Source organism: Halorubrum sp. C191, from assembly GCF_002727095.1.
Taxonomy (GTDB): domain Archaea; phylum Halobacteriota; class Halobacteria; order Halobacteriales; family Haloferacaceae; genus Halorubrum; species Halorubrum ezzemoulense.
On sequence record NZ_NHNZ01000158.1, the window covers coordinates 1 to 3,310 of the forward strand.

General features: G+C 55.7%; 5 protein-coding genes. 1 reads left to right on the forward strand and 4 read right to left on the reverse strand.

Annotated features, from left to right (window positions below; all coding sequences use genetic code 11):
* Positions 1-137 precede the first annotated feature (137 nt).
* Entirely contained in the window at positions 138-320 is a 183-nt protein-coding gene (locus tag Z052_RS14755; RefSeq protein WP_080508614.1) for a ribbon-helix-helix domain-containing protein, read from the reverse strand.
* A 242-nt stretch (positions 321-562) separates the two neighbouring features.
* Between Z052_RS14755 and Z052_RS14760 the strand changes: the two genes are divergently transcribed.
* Positions 563-892, forward strand: coding sequence for a hypothetical protein (locus Z052_RS14760; protein ID WP_094520219.1), 330 nt, complete (start codon positions 563-565; stop codon positions 890-892).
* A gap of 47 nt (positions 893-939) precedes the next feature.
* Here the strand turns inward: Z052_RS14760 and queC are convergent, their stop codons facing one another.
* The 3 genes from queC to Z052_RS14775 all read right to left on the reverse strand — a co-directional run bounded on the left by queC (position 940) and on the right by Z052_RS14775 (position 2,961).
* Positions 940-1,629: a 7-cyano-7-deazaguanine synthase QueC gene (gene queC / locus Z052_RS14765; RefSeq protein ID WP_094520218.1), complete on the reverse strand. Its 690-nt coding sequence runs from the start codon at positions 1,627-1,629 to the stop codon at positions 940-942.
* Between the two features lie 94 nt (positions 1,630-1,723).
* Positions 1,724-2,500 (reverse strand): 7-carboxy-7-deazaguanine synthase QueE, encoded by a 777-nt coding sequence (locus Z052_RS14770; protein WP_099289201.1) that lies wholly within the window; start codon positions 2,498-2,500, stop codon positions 1,724-1,726.
* Positions 2,500-2,961 carry a 6-pyruvoyl tetrahydropterin synthase family protein gene (locus Z052_RS14775; RefSeq protein ID WP_099289202.1) on the reverse strand — a complete coding sequence of 154 codons (462 nt, stop codon included), beginning with the start codon at positions 2,959-2,961 and terminating at the stop codon, positions 2,500-2,502. Before Z052_RS14775 ends, Z052_RS14770 begins: the two co-directional genes overlap by 1 nt.
* Positions 2,962-3,310: the final 349 nt, after the last annotated feature.

A 3,310-nucleotide genomic window follows, 5' to 3' on the forward strand; every position in this document is an offset into this window, starting at 1 on the left:
TATGACTCCTAGCTCGATCAGCTGCCGAAACATCCCGCCGAACGCTGACTCAGTAGAGGACATATCTCCCGATTACCGGCGACTTAGTGTAATTATACGGGCTTTCCGCGTTTCTACATAAGAGCGGAGCGATGTGACTACTCTACTTCGTCAGTTTCGGCCCGTCCGTGCCGTCTATCTATCTCATCAAGCATATCGAGTGTCTTTCGGATTGATGCCCGAACCGCATCGCTTCGATTGACGAATTTTCCCTCGTCACCGACGTGTTCATCGAGGTCATCAAGCAGTTCTTGGGGGATCTCGACGCTGACCTTCGGCATACCCTCGTATTCGCAGAGGAATATCTTCATAGTGTCGGCCAGGACATCGGATGCGCCTAACTGATCGTTACACCACGTAATCCCGCTTTCGTAGCTGACATATTCGATATGATAACTATTGAGCACCCTGACAAACTTACGTTTTCAAGTGATTCGTTTGACTTGACTTTCTGGGACACCCCAACTGAAGTACAGAACACATATTTTTAATCGCCAGTGGGTATGATACTTTGATATACACAATGCCTGAAAGTGAAACTGAGGCCCTTGATTACTATCCTTCAGGATGGAGTGAGGAGATTCACGACGAGTACTATATCGAGTGGAGATCCGATGATGATGAATCAATTCTCGTCCGTCTTGACGGCACAATGGGCGATGGAAATTATTCTGTCACCCCGATTACTGGCGTGAATACGGATGGTGAGGAATTCGTAACACGGCCAATATCTCGGCTATCACGAGACGAAGCGTTCGACGTCGCAGCGACGCTTATCTACGCCATGAATGGAGTTGCGGGACGGCTCAACGGCGAAGATGAATTTACAGGTGACATCACCGACGAAGCTTAGCCCCAGCAGGCCGAGCTAGTTTTTCCTACGTCGTTTGAATAGAAGCGTTACGAGAACTCCGGTCGCTCAGCGTACGCAATCGGATCGCGTGACCCGGCGTTCCGGAACGCTTCTAGCCGGAACGCACACGCATCACATGTTCCGCACGCCGGCTCCTCATCCCGGTAACACGACCACGTCATCTCATACGGCACGCCAAGCTCCAATCCCCGCTCCGCGATCTCTGTTTTCGACCACTCAACGAACGGGGCTTTCAATTCAATCTCTGTCTCCGGCTTTGTCCCGACATCGATCACGTTCTGAAAGGCATCAAAGAACGCCGGGCGACAGTCAGGGTACCCGGAGAAATCCTCCGAGTGCGCGCCGATGAACAGCGCCTCTGAATCAGTTGCTTCCGCGTACGATGTCGCCATTGACAACAGATTCGCGTTTCGGAAGGGAACGTACGATGTCGGAATATCGTCACTCTCCATATCTGCGTCAGCCACGTCCATCTCCTCGTCCGTCAAACTCGACGCGCCGATCTGTGAGAGATGTCCCGTTTCGATATGGAGGAAGTCAGCCGCATCAACCTCCTCCGCGAGCGCTTTCGCACACTCGTACTCCTTGTCTTCGGTGCGCTGACCGTACGACGTATGGAGGAAGTACGGATTGTACCCTTGTTCTATCGCCTCGTACACCGCCGTTGCACTATCCATCCCGCCGGACACCAGAATGACCGCACTTTTGTTGCTCATGTTTGCTCAGTTGTGTCGAATCGATTGTTGCTCTGTTCACCACACCGCCCTCGGGCCACCACATGATCTCGACCAGGCTGTCTCTGGGTGACGCTCATGTTCCCGGTGCGTCGTTCCACAGGTCCACGTGAAGTCGCGGCGTGTACCGGTAGCCGTACTCCATCGCCAGCTCGGCGACCTCGCTTCGCGTCCCATCGAGTTGCTCCCGCGTCATGCCTTCCGGCATCAACAACACGTCATCATCGGCGACGGTCGTCGACGTTGCTTCTCGCACCCGATCAACCAGGTCCGTGATCTCCGGGAGATCTGACTCGTCGGTCACGACGAACTTGAGCTGCGTCTCGTACGCATCGACCATCTGGGAGAGCTCATCCATCTCAATCCGCTTCTGTTCGTGTTTCTCCTCCCACTCGCCCTCCCCCTTCGGGTCACGCTCCGGTGTCGGCGTGCTGCTCGCTAGTTTCGGGCTGATACTCGCCAGATCGATCGGCGCATCCTGGTAGATCGTTCCGTTCGTCTCGACCGTCGTGTGATACCCCTCTGCGTCGAGTCGTTCTAAGAGTTCGACGGACTCATCGTGGATGAGCGGCTCTCCGCCGGTGAGCACGACGTGGTTCGCCTGCTCATGGGAGCGGACTTCCTCCACGATTGAGTCGACGTCGCGCCACGCCCCGGTCGGCTCCCACGACGTGTGGTAGGAATCACAGAACCAACACCGCAGGTTACACCCAGAGGTCCGCACGAAGACGGAGGGCACGCCTGCGAGCGTTCCTTCGCCCTGCAACGAGTAGAACACCTCGTTGATCGGAAGCCCCTCACCGGCCGCGTCAGCGTCCGGTGCGGGCTCCTCGATATCGCTAGCGACCGGCATCAGTAACTCGCACAGAGTTCGCCAGTTTCGCTCACCGACACCGACACGTCCGAGACGGTGTCCGGGAACGCGTCGAGCATCTGTTGTTCGAGCAGGACGCTCATCACTTCGGCCGTTGGTGGGTGATCAAGGACGACGAGGGCAGCGCCGTCGCCCGACGCTTCGAAGGCATCGACGAGCGGGTCGCCCTCTTCGACGAGGAATCGGTGGTCCCATGCGTCGATGACGTCCGTGACGTCGCCTTTGTCGACAACCCACCCCTCCTCGGTGAGTTCGCCGGTCACTTCGACCGTGATCTCATAGTTGTGGCCGTGTGGCCGCGAGCACTTCCCGTCGTGATGTAGGATTCGATGGCCCGAACTGATTCGGATAGGGTTGTCGTCTCCGATTTGGAGTGTTCGTTGGCCTGCCTCAGCGAGATCGATCGGCTTAGAGTCATCTTTCGATATGCTCTGGGGCATACTTGAAGAATACTTGTGTGAGGGATAAGCGTTGAGATTTGGTCGTCCTGCCGATGCCTCAGGCTGTACGATCGACGGAAGCCATCAAAGAGTGTCAACGGTAAATTTAGAACTCATAGCAAATAGATACACCACGCCTCTGATTCGGGATCTCTAAACCCCCCAATTATGTTTCCCACGCGTAATTGGCAGTGTAATGGTAGCCTCGCTCGCTGAACCTACGGTGCTTGCTGCGGCGAAGGATACGCTGTATCCTGATATTGAGACAAGCCCCGACCAGTACGCGGTCACAGAAACGCAGTTCACGCAATCCACCTGGGGTGGGTGGACTATACTCACCGACAGAGAT

Bases quoted from the DNA above. Each gene is read 5' to 3' on its own strand.
- queC (WP_094520218.1), bottom strand. From the start codon at position 1,629: ATGAGCAACAAAAGTGCGGTCATTCTGGTGTCCGGCGGGATGGATAGT.
- Z052_RS14775 (WP_099289202.1), bottom strand. From the start codon at position 2,961: ATGCCCCAGAGCATATCGAAAGATGACTCTAAGCCGATCGATCTCGCT.
- Z052_RS14770 (WP_099289201.1), bottom strand. From the start codon at position 2,500: ATGCCGGTCGCTAGCGATATCGAGGAGCCCGCACCGGACGCTGACGCG.
- Z052_RS14760 (WP_094520219.1), top strand. From the start codon at position 563: ATGCCTGAAAGTGAAACTGAGGCCCTTGATTACTATCCTTCAGGATGG.
- Z052_RS14755 (WP_080508614.1), bottom strand. From the start codon at position 320: ATGCCGAAGGTCAGCGTCGAGATCCCCCAAGAACTGCTTGATGACCTC.